General features: G+C 73.7%; 13 protein-coding genes. 9 read left to right on the top strand and 4 right to left on the bottom strand.

The annotated features are described in order from the left end of the window. The first annotated feature begins 516 nt into the window (after positions 1–516). Both ACFYW9_RS08390 and ACFYW9_RS08385 read left to right on the top strand, forming a co-directional pair. Positions 517–2,367: a phosphatidylglycerol lysyltransferase domain-containing protein gene (locus ACFYW9_RS08390; RefSeq protein ID WP_389146403.1), complete on the top strand. Its 1,851-nt coding sequence runs from the start codon at positions 517–519 to the stop codon at positions 2,365–2,367. 162 nt (positions 2,368–2,529) lie between these two features. Next, positions 2,530–4,590, top strand: coding sequence for a HEAT repeat domain-containing protein (locus tag ACFYW9_RS08385; RefSeq protein WP_389146400.1), 2,061 nt, complete (start codon positions 2,530–2,532; stop codon positions 4,588–4,590). A 277-nt stretch (positions 4,591–4,867) separates the two neighbouring features. Here ACFYW9_RS08385 and ACFYW9_RS08380 read toward each other — a convergent pair whose 3' ends face one another. Next, a complete protein-coding gene (locus tag ACFYW9_RS08380; RefSeq protein WP_389146397.1) occupies positions 4,868–5,446 on the bottom strand; it encodes a hypothetical protein in 579 nt (192 codons plus the stop codon). A gap of 306 nt (positions 5,447–5,752) precedes the next feature. On the opposite strand from ACFYW9_RS08380, the gene ACFYW9_RS08375 reads away from it, so the two are divergent. From ACFYW9_RS08375 to ACFYW9_RS08360, 4 genes are all read left to right on the top strand, one after another. After that, positions 5,753–6,838 carry a WD40/YVTN/BNR-like repeat-containing protein gene (locus ACFYW9_RS08375; RefSeq protein WP_389146394.1) on the top strand — a complete coding sequence of 362 codons (1,086 nt, stop codon included), beginning with the start codon at positions 5,753–5,755 and terminating at the stop codon, positions 6,836–6,838. Positions 6,839–6,985: 147 nt separating this feature from the next. Continuing rightward, a complete protein-coding gene (locus tag ACFYW9_RS08370; protein WP_389146390.1) occupies positions 6,986–7,663 on the top strand; it encodes a uracil-DNA glycosylase in 678 nt (225 codons plus the stop codon). Continuing rightward, the gene (locus tag ACFYW9_RS08365; RefSeq protein ID WP_389146387.1) at positions 7,660–8,757 is read left to right on the top strand and encodes an N-acetylglucosamine kinase; all 1,098 of its coding nucleotides are present in this window, start codon (positions 7,660–7,662) and stop codon (positions 8,755–8,757) included. Before ACFYW9_RS08370 ends, ACFYW9_RS08365 begins: the two co-directional genes overlap by 4 nt. Positions 8,758–8,886: 129 nt before the next feature. Then, positions 8,887–9,807, top strand: a complete 921-nt coding sequence (locus ACFYW9_RS08360; protein ID WP_389146384.1) for a sirohydrochlorin chelatase — start codon at positions 8,887–8,889, stop codon at positions 9,805–9,807. A 176-nt stretch (positions 9,808–9,983) separates the two neighbouring features. On the opposite strand, the gene ACFYW9_RS08355 is transcribed toward ACFYW9_RS08360, so the two are convergent. Both ACFYW9_RS08355 and ACFYW9_RS08350 read right to left on the bottom strand, forming a co-directional pair. Beyond that, positions 9,984–11,030 carry a lactonase family protein gene (locus ACFYW9_RS08355; protein ID WP_389146743.1) on the bottom strand — a complete coding sequence of 349 codons (1,047 nt, stop codon included), beginning with the start codon at positions 11,028–11,030 and terminating at the stop codon, positions 9,984–9,986. Between the two features lie 328 nt (positions 11,031–11,358). Then, positions 11,359–12,855 (bottom strand): FUSC family protein, encoded by a 1,497-nt coding sequence (locus ACFYW9_RS08350; RefSeq protein WP_389146381.1) that lies wholly within the window; start codon positions 12,853–12,855, stop codon positions 11,359–11,361. A 241-nt stretch (positions 12,856–13,096) separates the two neighbouring features. On the opposite strand from ACFYW9_RS08350, the gene ACFYW9_RS08345 reads away from it, so the two are divergent. The 3 genes from ACFYW9_RS08345 (at position 13,097) to ACFYW9_RS08335 (ending at position 15,309) form a co-directional block, all read left to right on the top strand. Continuing rightward, complete coding sequence (locus ACFYW9_RS08345) at positions 13,097–13,573, top strand: Lrp/AsnC family transcriptional regulator (RefSeq protein WP_328455179.1); 477 nt, start codon at positions 13,097–13,099, stop codon at positions 13,571–13,573. A gap of 147 nt (positions 13,574–13,720) precedes the next feature. Then, the gene (locus tag ACFYW9_RS08340) at positions 13,721–14,416 is read left to right on the top strand and encodes an HAD family hydrolase (RefSeq protein ID WP_389146377.1); all 696 of its coding nucleotides are present in this window, start codon (positions 13,721–13,723) and stop codon (positions 14,414–14,416) included. Positions 14,417–14,670: 254 nt separating this feature from the next. Further along, positions 14,671–15,309 (top strand): TetR/AcrR family transcriptional regulator, encoded by a 639-nt coding sequence (locus ACFYW9_RS08335; protein ID WP_389146374.1) that lies wholly within the window; start codon positions 14,671–14,673, stop codon positions 15,307–15,309. Between the two features lie 270 nt (positions 15,310–15,579). Here the strand turns inward: ACFYW9_RS08335 and ACFYW9_RS08330 are convergent, their stop codons facing one another. Then, positions 15,580–16,644 carry an NAD(+)/NADH kinase gene (locus ACFYW9_RS08330; RefSeq protein ID WP_389146740.1) on the bottom strand — a complete coding sequence of 355 codons (1,065 nt, stop codon included), beginning with the start codon at positions 16,642–16,644 and terminating at the stop codon, positions 15,580–15,582. Between the last annotated feature and the right edge of the window lie 324 nt (positions 16,645–16,968).

Here is a 16,968-nt window from a genome sequence, read left to right as displayed (position 1 = left end):
CCGCGACGGGCGCCGTCGAGAGGGACGAGCGCCATGGACACCCGGCTCACCCCTGCCCACGCCAGCTCACGCCCCGGCGCCGGCCCTCCTCCGCCGGCACCAGTTCTCCTCCGCCGAACCAACTCTCCCCGCCGAGACCGGTTCCCCTGCCGAGACCGAACTCTTCCCCGCCGACACCGGCTCGACCGCCGTCAAGACCGAGCCGCGGCCCGCCGGTGCCGTTCCTCGCCCACGGCCGGAGTCCGCCGTTCCGCGTCCACGGCCGACGGACGTCGTTCTGCGCCCACGGCCGGAGTCCGTCGTTCCGCGTCCGCGGCCGGACCGTGCCCGCCGTCGGCGCGGAACGACGTCCGCCGGGCAGGCCCGGCGCGAACCCGCTCCCCGCATTCTCAACACCTCCTTACCTCTTCACCCCGTCTCCGACTGGCCACGACCTCTCTCTTCCCTACAAGATGTAGTGTCCCGGCCTCTGTCCCCACCGGTTCTCCCGGCCTCTCCCCAAGGTGATGCTCCACGGTGTCCGTACAACAGTCAGCGCTCATCCCGGAACAGCGGAACGCGAGCCCGCGCCGCGGGGCCCGGCCCGGACGAGCAGGGGAAGGAATCCGGCCACGAGCCGCCGCGTTCACGGTCTGGTACCTGCGACTGCTCGCCGTCCTCAACATCGTCGCCGTGGTCTCACTGCCCTTCCGCGAAGAGGTGCACGAACACAACGGAGGCGAGTTCTTCACGCCCTATCTGGCCACCGCCGGGCTGATCTCGGCGGCGCTGGCCCTGTTTCTCGCGCTCGTGATGCGGCGCCGCAAACGAGCCGCCTGGATCTTCAACCTGCTGCTCGCCGGACCGCTCCTGGCGCTCTACGCCGTGGCGCTGACCCAGGAGCGCTACCGACAGCACGTCTTCAACTGGATCTCGGCCCTGCTCACCGCCCTGTTCGTCCTCGCCCTCCTCCTGGGGCGCAAGGAGTTCCAGGCCGTCGGGGACCGCTCGAATCCGCGTCTCGCGCTGGCCGTCGGCGCGGGCGGTCTGCTCGTCAGCGCCACCCTCGGCACCCTGCTCGTCAGCGCCACCAACCGCGTCACGGGAACACCGCTGGGCGACCGGATCGCGTACACCCTGCTGCGTGGCATCAGCGTCGGCCCGCTCGCCGACCGGTTCGACAGCGTCGTCGCCCCCCGCTGGGTCGACATCCTCGTCAACGCCTTGGTGGCCGCCACGTTCCTGCTGGTGCTCTACGCGTGCTTCCGTTCGCCGCGCGGTCTCGAACTCCTCGGCGAGGAGGACGAGACCAGGCTGCGAGCCCTGCTGGCCCGGCACGGGGAACGCGACTCGCTCGGCTACTTCGCGCTGCGCCGCGACAAGGCCGTCATCTGGTCCCCGAGCGGCAAGGCGGCCATCGCGTACGGCGTCGGCGGCGGCGTGACTCTCGCCTCCGGCGACCCCATCGGCGACCCGGAGGCCTGGCCCGGCGCGATCGAGGCGTGGCTGCGGGAGGCACGGCGGCACGCGTGGACACCCGCCGTGATGGGCGCCGGCGAGGAGGCCGGGACCGTCTACGCCCGGCACGGCCTGGACGCCCTGGAGCTCGGCGACGAAGCCATCGTGGACCGGTCCGACTTCACCCTGGAGGGACGCGCCATGCGGGGCGTCCGACAGGCGCACAAGCGGATCCGGCGCGCCGGTCACACGGTCCGCGTACGACGGCACGAGGACATCCCCGAAGCCGAGATGGCCGCTGTGACCGACAAGGCGGACCAGTGGCGTGACGGGTCCGCCGAACGCGGCTTCTCCATGGCGCTCGGCCGATTGGGAGACCCCGCCGACGGACGGTGCCTGATGCTGGAGTGCCAGGACAGCGAAGGCGAGCCCCGGGCCGTGCTGAGCTTCGTGCCGTGGGGCGAGCGGGGGCTCTCACTGGACCTGATGCGCCGCGACCGGAACTCCGACAACGGGCTCATGGAGTTCATGGTGATCGAACTGCTGCTACGTGCCGAGGAGTTCGGCGTCGAGCGGATCTCCCTGAACTTCGCGATGTTCCGGTCCGTCTTCGAACGCGGCACCCGGCTGGGCGCGGGACCCGTGCTGCGGCTGTGGTGTTCGGTGCTGACGTTCCTCTCGCGCTGGTGGCAGCTCGAATCGCTCTACCGGGCCAACGCCAAGTACCGGCCGGTCTGGGAGCCCCGCTATCTCCTGTTCGAGAAGAGTGCCGACCTTCCCCGTATCGGCATCGCGGCGGCCCGCGCGGAGGGCTTCCTCGCCCCGCCGGCCCTGCCCCGGTTCGCCTCCCGGCGCCCGGCGCACCCGGCCCCGCGGCCCCCCGAACCGCCCCTGGCGGCGTCCTCGGCCGGTTCCGGCCGCCCCCTGTAGTCCGCACCCAGTCCACACCGCGCGACCAGGCGACCGTCGGAAAACGGCCGTTCACTCCGTAGTTGGCCGGACCGACGCCATCGACGGGACGGCTCCCGGGCGTCACTGTCAGTGCCGTGGTGCACACTCACGATCAATGGCCGTACGCCTGGGGAGGACACCGTGTTCAGGGGGATCGACGAGGTCGACTGGGCCTCGATGGAGCATGCCTACGGAAGCGCCGCGGACGTGCCGGAGCTGCTGCGGGGACTCGCCTCGCCGCTCCCCCAGGACCGGGAGACCGCGCTCGACGGGATGTACGGAGCCGTGCACCACCAGGGCGATGTGTACGACTCGACGCTCGCGTCCATCCCCTTCCTCTTCGCGCTCGCCGGACACCCCGGGCTTCCCGACCGGGGCGGAATCGTGGAGCTGCTCGCCAGCATCGGGGGATCGGACGACGGGGAGGTCCCCGGGGACGCCTTCGGGGGCGGCGACGACGGGGCCGGAGGCGGACAGGACGCGGAGGACCCCGAGAACGACAATTACGCGATGGCGCAGGCGGCGGTCCGGGCGGGTGCCTCTGTCTTCCTCGGCCTCGTCACGGACGCGGACCCGGAGGTGCGCCGCGCCGCGCCGTCGGCGCTCGTACGCTTCCACGACGAACCGCCGCACGTCCTGGGCCTGTTGAGCGAGCGGCTGCGGGACGAACAGGAGGACGGTGTCCGGCTGGCACTGGTCGAGAGCCTGGGGCTCCTCGCCCGGCTGCACAGCGGTTCCACGGCCGCCGCGGTGGGCTGTCTGGTGTCGCTGTGCGGCTCGCCGCACGACCCGGGACTGCGGCTCGCGGCGCTCGGACAGCTCGCCTCGTGCGCCCCCGACCGGCTGCCCGCCGACCTCGTCCCCACCGTCGTCGCACTGCTCCACACCAGGTCACAGCGGATCCGGCCGACCGCGGAGCCCGTCCGGACGTCCACCGACACCCTCATCGGCAGTCTGCGCCGTATGCGCCCCGCGGACGAGGAGGGCGCTCAGCTCCTCCGGACGCTCCACAAGGCGCTCGGCGCCCGCACCACGGACCGGATCGCCCTCCTCGAGGGACAGTTGAGCAGCCGGAACACGGCCGACCGGTGCAACGCCGTGTGGATGTCGGCGGGGCTGTTCCGTGAATGGCGGGCCGCGTACGAGGAGCCGGTCGCGCTGATCGGAGAGCAACTCGGTTCGGACGAGGAGCGGTTGCGCTGCGCCGCGGTGTCCGTCCTGGAGTTCCTGTTCACTCTGGCGGCTCCGGCGGCCGACCGGCTCGCCGCCCTCGTGGAGTCGGGCACGGACTCCCGGACGCGAAGCACGGCGACGCTGGACCGCCCCCTGAAAGCCCTCGCCCGCTGCGGGGACGGGCGAGCGGTGCCGGCCCTCGCCGAGGTGCTGCGCCACCCGGTCGTGCCGAACGAGACAGGTGACACGATCGGACATCTGGGCCCGGCTGCGGCGCCCCTTGCTCCGCTGCTGCGCGAGCGGCTGGCCGAGGTCCCGCTCGACTCCCCGGACACCTACGACCGCGCCGCGCCGCTGCTCCACGGTCTCGGCACACTGCGGTACGCCGCGGCCGTACCGGAAGTGCTGCGGCTGCTGCACGGCACACCACGCGAACTGCGGCTCCGGGACGCTCTGGTGAAGGCGCTGGCCAGGACGCTCGGCGCGTTCGGTCCGCGGGCGCGTGAGGCCGTACCGGCGCTGCGGGACCTGCTGACGGGCGAGAACGCCGTGGCGGCGGCCGACGCGCTCCGGTCCGTGGAGGGGGACGCGGAGACCGTCCTTCCGGTGCTGCTCGGGGCGCTGGCCCCGGAGCGGGACCCGGGGAGCCGCCGGGCGGCGGCCGAGGCTCTCGGCCGTACGGGGGCGGCGGCCGCGCCCGCGCTCCCCGGACTGCGCCGTCTGACGGACTCCGCCGGAGTGTGGGAGCGGACGGCCGCCGCCTGCGCCCTGTGGGACATCGCCGGAGATCCGGAACCGGTCCTGCCGGTTTTCCGTGAAGCCTGGCGCCAAAACCCTTACACCCGGGGCAGCATCGCCGCGTGCCTCGTCCGGATGGGCGTCGCGGGCGTGCCCGTCCACGACCTTGTCCGTACGGAACTGGCCTCGCCCCGGCGGCACCGGGCCCGCTCCGGCGGTCACGGCAGCCACGACGTGCTCGATGACGAACTGCTCCTGCGGGCCTGCCGAACGGCGCTGGAGGCCGCGTGACGAGACCGCGGACCCGGAGATCCGCGGGCCCGGGGATCCGCGGGCCCGGGGATCCGCGGGGTGGTGTCGGCACGGGGTGCCGAGGGTGAAGCGGCCGACGCCGGGGATCCGTGGCAGCGGAGCCGGCACGGCCCGCCGAGGGCGACGAAGCCGCGGCCCGGGTGCCTGCGGCAGAGAGGCGGGGTCGCGCTCGGACCACAGTCGCCGGTCGCGGTCGCGGCCGAGGGGCAGGGGTGCCGGGGCGTGACGCGGGCGAGCGGCCCGAGCCGACGCCGGCTCAGCTCGTCATCCGGCCCCACAGCGGTCCGATCCGGTCCCACTCCTCGTCCCATCGGTCCATGCGCCGGCGTTCCAGGCGGCCGCCGAGAAGACGGCCGGCGGCGAAGGGGACGCCCGCCACGCCCGCGCCCGCGAAGACGCCGATCAGCCAGGCCCGCAGCCGGGCCACCTCCCCCGTGGTGGGCTGGTTGACGAGGCGCCCGTCGGGATCGGTCCACACCAGGACCGGGGTGTCCGCCGACGTGCCCGCCGCGACCCGTACCTGGCCGGAGCGAAGGGTGCCGTCCGGCGCCGTCCAGCGGACCTTCGTCCACACGACGCGACCGGTGAGCCCGTTCGTGCCCGCGTCCGGCGCGTCCTCGACGAGCCGAGCGGGGACGGTGCGCGACTCGGCGCGGTCCCGCGCGAGGCTGTTCTCCACGGCGTCGACGGTCACCAGGCCCGAGACCACACCGCCGAGCACCGTGAACACCCAGGCGGCGAGCATGATCCAGGCCTCCAGGACATCGCTTCGCCGCCGCAGCGGGTTGCGCCGCCACCGCCACAGCCAGACCCTCGGACCACGGAACGCCGCCATCAAGGGCATCCTCCTCACGACCGCACGGACACACCACATCCCCCTCCCATACGCGCGCGCTCCGCGCGATGCTCACTCCCCGTGCCCGCCGGCTCGTCGGGCACGGGAGCCCGCGGGCGACGGCACGGCGTGCCGGCGGCCGGGGGACTTCCCCGCGAGCGGCCCGGAGAGCAGCACCGCGCACCCTTGCCGTCCGCCGACACGGCACGTCCGACCTGCGAAAACGCCAGGCCGAAGGGTGACTGTCGGTGCCGGGGTGCAGACTGGCCGATAGCGCAGACACCGACGTCGCGGAGGTGGCCGGTCATGGCCGACGTACTGCTCACGGTAGGCACCCGCAAGGGTCTCTTCATCGGGCGACGGCGCGACGGCGCCTGGGAGTTCGACGAGAGTCCGTACTTCAACGCGCAGGCCGTGTACTCGGTCGCGATCGACTCGCGGGGCGGGAGGCCGCGGCTGCTGGTCGGCGGGGACAGCGCCCACTGGGGCCCGTCCGTGTTCCACTCCGACGACCTGGGCCGTACGTGGACCGAACCCGAGCGCCCCGCGGTCAAGTTCCCCAAGGAGACGGGCGCCTCGCTGGAGCGGGTGTGGCAGTTGCATCCGGCGGCCGCCGAACCGGGCGTCGTGTACGCGGGGACGGAACCGGCCGCGCTGTACCGCTCGGAGGACCGGGGCGAGTCCTTCGAACTCGTCCGCCCCCTGTGGGAGCACCCCACCCGCTCGAAGTGGGTCCCCGGAGGTGGCGGCGAGGGGCTGCACACCATCCTCACCGACGAACGCGACGCGCGGGCCGTGACGGTGGCCGTGTCCACGGCCGGGGTCTTCCGCACCGCCGACGGCGGCGCGAGCTGGGAACCCGCCAACTCCGGTGTCTCCGCCGTGTTCCTGCCGGATCCGAACCCCGAGTTCGGCCAGTGCGTGCACAAGGTCGCGCGCGACGCGGCGAACCCGGACCGGCTCTATCTCCAGAACCACTGGGGGGTGTACCGCAGCGACGACGGGGCCGGGCAGTGGACCGACATCGGCGCGGACCTGCCGTCCACCTTCGGATTCGCGGTGGCGGCGCATCCGCACCGCGGGGACACGGCCTACGTCTTCCCGATCAACGCCGACGCGGACCGGGTCCCGGCCGACCGTCGGTGCCGGGTCTTCCGTACGGACGACGCCGGCAGGACCTGGGAGCCGCTGACCGCGGGACTCCCTTCCGAGGACCACTACGGCACGGTGCTGCGCGACGCGCTGTGCACGGACGACGCGGACCCGGCGGGCGTGTACTTCGGCAACCGCAACGGCGAGGTGTACGCGTCCGCGGACGACGGCGACAGCTGGCGGCAGCTCGCCTCGCATCTCCCGGACGTCCTCTGCGTCCGCGCGGCGGTCATGGCCTGAGCGTGGTCGCCCGGGGACTCCAACGGCCTTCGGCGGCAGGCGTCTTGTGCCCGGGGATGACCGATTCGGCAACGAATCGGTCATCCCCGGACGCGGAACGGCCACCAGTTTGATCTCGGCCATGTGTACGGCAGTAGGGTGACGCCCGTGGCACCACGACCGTTGCATGAGATCGTCGAACCGGGCTGGGCGAAAGCCCTCGAACCCGTCGCCGGACGGATCGCCCAGATGGGCGACTTCCTGCGCGCGGAGATAGCCGCGGGACGCACCTACGTACCGTCCGGGGCGAATGTCCTCCGGGCCTTCCAGCAGCCCTTCGACGAGGTACGCGTCCTCATCGTCGGGCAGGACCCCTATCCGACCCCGGGACACGCGGTCGGCCTGTCGTTCTCGGTGGCCCCGGACGTACGTCCGCTGCCGCCCAGCCTGATCAACATCTTCACCGAGCTGAAGAACGACCTCGGGGCGCCCGAGCCGTCCACCGGTGACCTCACCCCCTGGACGAAGCAGGGCGTGCTGTTGCTCAACAAGACGCTCACCACGGCACCCCGCAGGTCCGCCGTGCACCAGGGCAAGGGCTGGGAGGACGTCACGGAACAGGCGATCCGGGCACTGGCCGCCCGCGGCCGGCCGCTGGTGTCGATCCTGTGGGGTCGCCCCGCGCGCAATCTGCGCCCCCTGCTCGGCAGTCTTCCGGCGGTCGAGTCCGCGCACCCCTCCCCCAGGTCGGCCGACGGCGGCTTCTTCGGTTCGCGCCCCTTCAGCCGCGCCAACGACCTGCTGGCGAGGCAAGGAGCGGAGCCGGTGGACTGGCGCCTGCCGTGACATCCGACGGAGTGCACGGCGGGCGGCGGGGCGGGCCGGGCCCTGCCGTGGTGCTGGCCGTGGACTCCGGAGGCTCGGGACTGCGCGTGGCTCTCGCCGCGCACGCGGTGCCGGGCGATGACCGCTCTCCGGTACGCCGAGGAGCCCCCGCGCACCCTCACCCGGCCCCGCTCGCCGCCCCGCTGACCTCGAGGGAGCCGGTCCGTACCGGGCCCCGCGGGATCTCGGCCGGCCATCTGCTGGAGCAACTGCTGCCGATGGCGCGGCGGTTGATGGCCGAAGCGGGCGCCGAACGGCTCGGGGCCGTCGCCGTCGGCGCGGCCGGCCTGGCCACGCTCGGCGACGAACTGCGGGACGAGCTCCCGGCCGCCCTGGCGCGTGAACTGGGAGTACGGCGGCTCGCCCTGGCCGCCGACGCCGTGACCGCGTACACGGGCGCCCTGGGCGTCCGGACGGGTGTCGTGATCGCGGCGGGCACCGGAATGATCGCGGTCGGCACCGATCTCACGTCGTGGCGCAGGGCAGACGGGTGGGGACATCTGCTCGGCGACTGCGGCGGCGGCGCGTGGATCGGCCGCGCGGGCCTGGAGGCGGCTCTGCGCGCCTTCGACGGCCGCCCGGACGGTTCGGCCCCGCTGCTGGCACGGGCCGAGGAGATGTTCGGGCCGATGCCGGAACTGCCCGGTCTGCTGTATCCGCGCACCGACCGGGCCGCCGTGCTCGCCTCCTTCGCCCCCGAGGTGGCCGACCTCTGCGGGCGCGATCCCGTGTCCTCGCGCATCCTGCAGACCGCCGCGCGGCACATGGCCGAGTCGGCCGCCGCGGTGTGCCCCGCCGACGGTGAGCCCCATCTCGCGCTCACCGGGGGCGTGTTCAACGCGGGTGCCGCGATCCTCGGCCCCCTGACCGAGGAATTGGGCGTACGGCTGCCGCACGCCTGGCGCGTACCGGCCATGGGCGACCCGCTCGACGGCGCGCTGCGGATCGCGGCCGACCTGGCGGACGACCGGCTCGCACTGCCCCCGGACGACCGCATGTTGTACGTGGTGACCGAAAAGCCGTACGGGGAAATCTATGGCTCGAACTCTCCATAGGACCGACAAGCCGACGCCTACCGATCACTTCCGACTCGTACGTAACTCATCAGACAAAAGCGGACGGATACCGCTCACCTGCACCCTCCCCGAACAGGGGAACCCGAGAAACCAGTAACATGCGGCGCCATGAGCTCCCCCACTGGGCCCGCGTCCGGCCTGCCAGTACGAATGCCGCGACCCCGCCAAGCCGGGCGGCACCGCCGTCCGGAACCCCTGGCGGCTCCTGAGGGCGCGCCCGCGCTCGTCCTCGCGGTGCCGGGCACCCCCAGCGCCGCCACGCGCAGCCTCGCCGAGGAGGTCGTGAGCATCGCCCGCTCCGAGCTCCCCGGCCTCGATGCCCGCATCGGTTACCTGGACGGGAACGACGAGTTCCCCACGCTGCAGTCCGTGCTGACCCACGCCGCCGAGGAGCGCACCGCGCGCTTCGAGCAGGCCCGCGCCGCCGGTTCCGACGTCTCCGCGCCCGACAGCCCCGTCGGCATCGTGGTGCCGCTGCTCGCCGGTCCTGACGGCGCCCTGCTGCGCCGGATCCGCCAGGCGGTCATGGAAAGCCGTGTCGCGGCCGAGCTGACCGATGTCCTCGGTCCGCACCCGCTGCTCGCCGAGGCGCTGCACGTGCGCCTCTCCGAGGCCGGTCTGGCCCGCGCCGACCGCGCCCGGCTGTTCACCGTGGCGACCGCCGCGGACGGCATCGTGCTCGCCACCGTCGGCGGCGAGGACGCGGTGCAGGCGGCCGGGATCACCGGCATGCTGCTCGCCGCGCGGCTCGCCGTGCCGGTCATGGCGGCGGCGCTCGACGAAGAGGGCTCCATCGCGGCCATCGCCGAGCAGCTGCGCGGCTCCGGTTCGCAGCAGCTCGCGCTCGCCCCGTACCTGATCGGTCCGGAGCTCGACGCGGGTCTGCTCGACGCGGCCGCCAAGGAGGCCGGCTGCAGCGCCGCCGAGGCCCTCGGCCCGTACCCGGCGATCGGCAAGCTCGCGCTCTCCCAGTACACCTCGGCGCTGGGCATCGCGCCGCCGCAGACCCAGGGAGCGCCGGCCTTCTAGTCGGCCGCCGCACACCCGCACCACCCGTACCGCCCGCACATCGAAAGGGCCCGCTCCTGAATCAGGAGGGGCCCTTTCCCGTTGGCGCGGGGCGTACCCGGCAGCCCCTCCGGGGCACGGGCCGGGCCGGCCGGGCGCGCCCCGGAGGGTGCCCGGGCCGGCAGCGGCCGGCCTGGTCAGCCGAAGATCACACAGGACGCGGCGGGGGCCCGGACGGAGCCACCGCGGCGCGGAACGCCGGTGTCCGGTTCGACGGTGAACCAGGTCACGTCGCCGGAGCGCTCGTTGGCCGCGTAGAGGAAGCGCCCCGAGGAGTCGAGGGCCAGCGCACGGGGCCAGACGCCGCCGCAGGGCACCTCGGCGACGAGCGTGAGCCCCTCGCCCCCCGCGTCGACGCCGAGCACGGAGACACTGTCCCGCCCGCGGACGGCGGCCCAGACGAAGCGGCCGTCGGGCGAGACGACGATGCCCGAGGGGTACGCGTCGCCGTCCGGAACGCCGGAGAGGAGCGGCGTCTCGCCGACGGGCCGCAGCGAGCCCTCCGCGGCGTCCCAGCGGCAGACGGTGACGGTCGGAGCGAGTTCGTTGAGGACGTACGCGTGCTCGCCCCGCGGATGGAAAGCGAGGTGGCGCGGCCCGGAGCCGGGGCGCAGGGAGATCTCGCGGTGCAGGGTGAGCGTTCCGCCGTCGAGGGCGCACACCCGGACCGAGTCCGTGCCGAGGTCCACGCTGACCGCCCAGCGGCCGGTGGGGTCGGGCTGCACGTGGTGGGCGTGCGCTCCCTGCTGTCGCTGCGTGTGCGGACCGGAACCGGTGTGCCGCAGCACGCTGGAAGCGGTGGGCGCCAGTCCGCCGCCGGAGCGGACGGGTACCGCGCTGACGCTGCCCGAGCCGTAGTCCGCGGTCAGGACGTGTCCGTCGAAGACACTGAGGTGGGTGGGGCCGCTGCCGCCGGTCCGGGTCGGCGGACCGGTCAGTTCCGGCTTGTCGCCGTGCGCCCGGAAGGCGGCCACCGCGCCCTCGGCGGTCTCGCTGACCGCGTACAGGACGTCGTGCGCGGGCGCGAACGCGAGATACGAAGGGTCGGGTACGTCGTCGACGGCGCTCAGCACGGTCAGCGCCCCGGTGTCCGGGTCCACGGCCGCCGTGAGGACACCGAGGCCTCCCGCCGACGTGAACGACCCGATGAACGCCCGCTGCCGCCGTCTGCCGCCGTACGCCACTTCTGTCCCCTCTCGGTCCCGCGTCGTCGGGGCGACGGTAGCAGTCACGGCGCTGCGGTCTAGACCAAAGCGGGCCGACCGGCCGACGGAGACGACGGGGGTGCGCGGAGCCCGCGAGACGGCCACCACGGGCGTCCTCGGCGCGCACCGGAGGTTCGGGTGCCGGAGACCGCCGCGAGGCCGTCCAGCGGGCACCCACGCCCTCTCTGTGGATCTTGAGGACGCCCGTGGCCCGCGGGGCTTCACGGCGTCGGTGCCCACAGAGGAAAAAACGGCCCCCTGGGACGCCGGAGGGCGTCCCAGGGGGCCGAGGAAGGGCCTGAAGGCGTCAGGCGCCGACGAGCCGCGAGCGTCGCGGTCCGCGCAGCGGTGTCGCCATCGCGACGAGCGCCCGCTCCAGTCCGTGCAGGTGCACGAGCGCCTGCTCGGCTCCGGGGTGGTGGCCGGGGACGCCGTGGTGGGCTGCCGAAGCGCCCCCCGGTACGGCGCCGACCAGGGACTCCATCGCGGTCTCGACCCGTCGGCAGGCCGCCGTGAGGCGGGCGTCGTGCGAGGCGTCCGGATCGGCGGCGACAGCGGCGAGACCTCGTACCTCGCGGGCGCAGTCGTCCAGCAGGGCGAGGATCGCGCGGGCCCGCTCCTTGCGCTGCCGCATCGGGTTGAGCGGGTGCACCAGGGGTGCGAGAGCCATCCGCACCCGCCCCAGGAGTGCTTCGAGCTCCCCCGCGAGCGGTGCGGGGTCGGCCCGGTCGTCACCCGCGAGCCGCCGGGCGGCCGCCGAGGTACAGCCGTGCACGGCGCGCAGGGCGCGCTCGATCCAGCGGTCGGTGACCGTGTGCGTGGTGATCGGCAGGACGAGTGCCACCGCGAGCGCGGCACCGAGCGCGCCGACACCGGTCTCGGCGAGCCGGAGGCCCAGCAGTCCCGGATGCAGGACGCCGAGCAACCCGTAGAGCAGGCCCGCCATGACGGTCACGAAGAACATCATCCAGCTGTACGAGGGCGCGGCCGTGTAGAAGATCCCGAAGACGCTCACCGCGACGAGGACGGCCGTGGGCGCGGGCGCGCCGTGCAGCGGTACGGCGACCAGGAGCCCGGCCCCGATTCCGACGAACGTACCGACCACGCGCCGGAAGCCGCGGACCAGCGTCTCACCGCGCGAGGCCGTGTTGACGAAGATCCACCACGCGGTGCCGACGGCCCAGTACCAGCGGTCGTGCGAGAGGAACTGGCCCGCGGCGAGCGCGAAGGCGCAGGCCGCGGTCGCCTGGAAGGCCTGACGGGTGGCGGGGCGCGCCAGCCCCCGCCCCTCCAGCGGCGGCGGCGCGGCCGGCGGGGGGCTGCGCCGTTCGATGCACCAGGCGCCGAACCGCACGGCCGAGGACGCCGCGAGCGACAGGGCGACGGCGGCGTACAGCTGCGGGAGCTGGCCGGGCACGGCGTGCAGGAACTGGGTCGTGAAGAACATCATGAACGCGAAGATGCCGAGCGCGTGCCCGCGCGGGCCGAAGCGGCGGGCGTACACCCCGGCGAAGACCACGGCGAGCCAGATCGTGTCCCGCAGCATCGGCGCCCCGTGCAGGGAGGTCGCCACCGCGAGGACCGGGAAACCGGCCACGGGGAGCAGCGCGGTGGTGCCGGCCTGGCCGCGTACGGTCGGGTCACCGACCGTGAACATCGCGAGGAGCGCCGCGAGCCCGCCGGCGATCGAGGCGGGGAGCGAGAGTCCGGCCGACTGGCACAGCGTGACCGCGAGGCCGATCCCGAGTACCGCCCGGATCGAGACCCGCAGCCGGAACAGTCCCGGATCCGGCGCCATGAACATCTTCTTCACCTTCGGCGTCCCGCCCCCACTTCTCAGTTCAACACAGGCTTCGGCATGCGCGGCGCACATGCGAAAGGCGCCGCGGGTCCGGTACGGCGTCCTTGCCGTCCGGCGCTGCGCAGCGCCATCGATACGGACAAGGTACGCGGCAGCCCGGAACTGGCTCAACCGGCTCGATTCGGACTGGGCCATTGGTACAGTCGAAGGAGAACATCGTCGGCCGCGAGGAGACCAACGGACCATGCCCGTGGACGAGCTCGACACCCGCATCCTGCGGCTGCTCCTGGAGCAGCCGCGCACCAGCGTCCGTGAATACGCCCGCGTCCTCGGTGTCGCCCGCGGCACGCTCCAGGCCCGCCTCGACCGGCTGGAGCGGGACGGGGTGATCACCGGGACCGGCCCCTCGCTGTCCCCCGCGGCCCTCGGCCATCCCGTGCTCGCGTTCGTGCACATCGAGGTCACGCAGGGCCATCTGGACGACGTGGGCGACGCGCTCGCCGCCGTACCGGAGATCATCGAGGCGTTCTCGATCACCGGCGGCGGCGATCTGATCACCCGGGTCGCGGCGCGCGACAACGCCCACCTGGAGGATGTGATCCAGGCCCTGATCAGCCTCCCGGGCGTGGTCCGCACCCGGACCGAGGTGGCACTGCGCGAACGGGTCCCGCACCGGCTGCTGCCACTGGTGGAGTCGATCGGCCGGGCGGCACAGGGCTGACCGCGCCGCGGCTGGATCACCGCCGGTCCCGCCGAGGGCGGACCGCTCCCGGTCGTCATCGCGGGCGGATCACTCCGGCACCTCACCCCGGGCCGATCACGCCCGCGCATCACCGCGGTGGGATCGCTCCCGGGCATCCTTGGCCTCATGAGCACCCTCGAGGGCACTTCGGTCATCTTCGATCTTGACGGAACGCTCGTGGACAGCGAGCCGAACTACTTCGAGGCCGGGCGCCGGACCCTCGCCGGACAGGGTGTCACCGACTTCACCTGGGCCGAGCACGAGAAGTACATCGGCATCAGCACCCAGGAGACGCTCGCGCTCTGGAAGGAGCGCTACGGTCTGACGGCCCCGCTCGAAAGCCTGCTCGCCGAGAAGAACCGCCGCTACCTGGAACTGGCCCGCGCCTCCACCCGTGTGTACCCGGAGATGCGGGCGTTCGTGGAACTGCTGGCCGCGGCCGGCGTCCCGATGGCGGTCGCCTCCGGCTCCTCGCCCGAGGCCATCGAGGCGATCCTGGCCGGCACGGGCCTGGACTCCCGGCTCACGACCGTCGTGTCGGCGGACGAGGTGCCGCACGGCAAGCCCGCCCCGGACGTGTTCCTCGAAGCGGCGCGCCGACTGGGTGCCGCCCCGGCGGACTGTGTGGTGCTGGAGGACGCCGTGCCGGGCGCCGTCGCCGCGCACGCGGCCGGTATGCGCTGCATCGCCGTCCCCTGTCTCCCGGCGCAGGCCGGCGATCCCGCCTTCGCGCGGGCCGATCTGCTCGTGCGCGGCGGCCAGGCCGAGTTCACGGCGCGGGCCGCGTACGACTGGCTGGCGAGCGGGGCCCCGCGTTCCTGAACCGGAACCCGTCGTCGGCCATTTCGGAAGTCTCCGGCCGGAATTCCGCCGGGTGCGCCAGAATGCCGGTCGGCGAGAGGTTCCGGACACCGCGCGGAGCGCTTCGGCCACCGCGGGGGCGGGCCGGCCGCTTCGACAGGCGCTGGGCACACGGTTGTCCGCGATCGCCCGCCTCGTGCCGGCCGTCCCCTCGCCGGGGGCGGTCCGGCCGTGTCACCGGGAGAGATCCGGCCGTCGTTCCGGAAGGAGTAGGCGTGCACCCCGACAAGGACGCACCCGCGGGCTCGGGGGCGCCGGAAGATCAGGGCGGACCGCTGCGTTCGGACGCGCGACGCAATCGCGAGCGCATCCTGGCCGTGGCCCTGGCGGAGCTGACCCGCTCCGCCGACACGCCGCTGAGCGCGATAGCCAGGAAGGCGGGGGTCGGTCAGGGGACCTTCTACCGCAACTTCCACCATCGCGAGGCCCTCATCCTGGAGATCCACCGCCACGAGGTGCGGCAGGTGACCGACGCGGCGGCACACCTGCTCGCCACCCGGCCGCCGGACCGGGCACTGCGGGAGTGGACGGACCGTCTCGCACGGTTCGCCATGGCCAAGGCGGGCCTGGCCGAAGCACTGCGGACGACCACCGGCACACCTCGGGGCGTCCTCACGAGGCTCGACCACAAGCCCCTGAGCTCGGCCGTGGCACTCCTGCTGCGGACCAACGAGGAAGCGGGCACCATCCGGCCCGGTGTGACCGCCGACGACTTCCTGCTCGCCGTCGCCGGACTCTGGCAGCTCGACCGGCACGGGGACTGGCAGGCGCACGCCCGCCGGCTGCTGGACCTGGTGACGGACGGCCTGCGCGTCGGCGCGCCCGGACCGGGCGGGCCCGCGCGGAAGGACTGAACCCACCGCTCGCCCACGGAGGCCGGCCGTACCGCCCGTCACCGCACCCGGGCCCGACCCCGGCGCCGGCCCCGGCGGGCCTGGAAGGCGACCAGGTCAGCGGCGGACCAGCCGGACGTGCGTCGCGGCCGGCGATCCGGCCAGCTCGGCCACCCGGTACCCGTCGATCCCGTCCCCGAGGTCGTCGAACAGGCGCTCTCCCCGGCCCAGGAGCCGTGGGACGACGGCTTTCCGGAAAGTCCCCCGCCCGTGCTCGACGCGCCCCCTCCGTCAACGAGCCGCCGAAGGGGGCGGCAGGCGCAGTTCGGCGAGGTCCGGGGGGATCGGGGTGTCGGGGCGGAAGAACGGGGCGGGTTCACCGTCGGCGGCCGTGGCCGGTGCGTCGGTGAGGCGGAAGCGGTCGCGCAGCCGGCCGTAGAAGTCGGTGGGGTGCAGACGGATCAGACGCACCCGCTGCGGAGCCCGGAAGACCCCGATCCAGTCACCGGGGTCGAGCACCCCGCGCAGCTGGCCGTCGATGCTGACGGCGGCCTGGCCCGAGTGGGGCAGCACCCGCAGGGCGACGGGCTCGTCCGGCGCGGCGACGACGCTGCGGTTGAAGGTCATGTGGGGTGCGATGGGAGTGAAGACGACCGCGTCCATGTGCGGGGAGAGCACGGGACCGCCGGCGGCGAAGCTGTAGGCGGTCGATCCGGTGGGGGTGGCGACGGCGAAGGCGTCCGCCGAGTAGGAGGCCAGCCGCTGTCCGGCGAGATAGACGCCGACGCTGACCTGACGGTCCCGGGCCAGCTTCTCCAGGACGACGTCGTTCAGGGCCGCGACGTCCAGTGCCACCCCCCAGCCGTCGCCCTCCGTCGTATCGGCTCTGACCTGCGGCGGCGGCAGGGCGGGCCCCCGCCCGTAGCAGAGCACGGACTCCATCGATCCGGGGACCTCCAGGACCCGGGAGGCACGCAGGGTCAGCGTCATCCGTTCCTCGACGATGGCCTTCCCCTCGTGGACCGCTTGCAGCGCCCGCGTGACGTCGGCCGCCGGCACCTCGGTGAGGAACCCGACCTTGCCGAGGTCGACCCCCAGCACGTTCGCACCGCTCTTGACGGCGATCCGGGCGCCGCGCAGGAAGGTGCCGTCGCCACCGAGCGTGACGACGAGGTCCGGGTTGCCGGCCGCCTCCGCTTCCTCACGTCCGCCGCGACGCCGCTGGTCCTTGGCCCAGACGTCGATCTCGGTGCACCGGATTCCTCGCGCGTCGCACCAGTCGTGCACGGCGCGGGCGGCATCTCGGGCCGCCGTCCGCCCCTGGTGGACGACCAGGCCGACACGGTGCACGGACACAGCGACCTCCAGGTCCACGTGGGGCATGACTCGATCCTTCCACGAATACGATATTTCGGTACGGACAAACAAACAGCCGGACAGACAGGAAGACGGCGGGCAGACGGACCGTCCGGCCGCACCGGGCACCCCCGCGGAGTCGCCGGACCGAGGGGAGCCGCCGTGCGGGCGCCACTTCGCGAGCGGGAGGAGCGAGGGGACACCGGTCCCCGCCGCCCGCGCCACGGCCGCACGATCCGGCACCGAAGAGCGGGACGCGCGCATGCCTCAGAGCCTCAACTCCGCGCAGAGAACGCCGACTTCGCCATGTCACGTACTACAGGC

Origin of the sequence: Streptomyces sp. NPDC002698, from assembly GCF_042888945.1 — a bacterium.
GTDB lineage: Bacteria > Actinomycetota > Actinomycetes > Streptomycetales > Streptomycetaceae > Streptomyces.
This window is presented reverse-complemented; position numbering and strand designations above follow the sequence as displayed.